Below are 251 nucleotides of genomic sequence, written 5' to 3'. Positions count from 1 at the left end.
GCCCGACGGCCTTTTCCTAGAAGGCACAGGCGCCATGGTGCTCGATCACATCGACCGTGTCGCTTACGCCGTGCGCTCCGACCGCACCGATCCGATTGCGCTCGAACGATTCTCGACCCATTTCAACTTCGAACCGATGGTGTTCGATGCTCGTGACGAGGCGGGCGTGCCGGTCTATCACACCAATGTCCTCATGTGCATCGGCACGGATTACGCGATGATCGGTCTCGACATGATCGCCGATGAGAACC

Annotated in this window: 1 protein-coding gene; it reads left to right on the top strand. The window is 59.4% G+C overall.

The window, feature by feature from the left end; translation table 11 throughout:
• Nucleotides 1-251, top strand: a 251-nt coding sequence (locus tag SB816_RS33645; protein WP_410548457.1) for an arginine deiminase-related protein, incomplete at both ends; no start/stop codon positions are given.

Origin of the sequence: Achromobacter sp. SIMBA_011 (genome assembly GCF_046535435.1) — a bacterium.
Classification (GTDB): Bacteria; Pseudomonadota; Gammaproteobacteria; order Burkholderiales; family Burkholderiaceae_B; genus Achromobacter; species Achromobacter dolens.
Note: the sequence above shows the minus strand (reverse complement) of the source record. Positions and strands in the feature narration are given on the sequence as shown.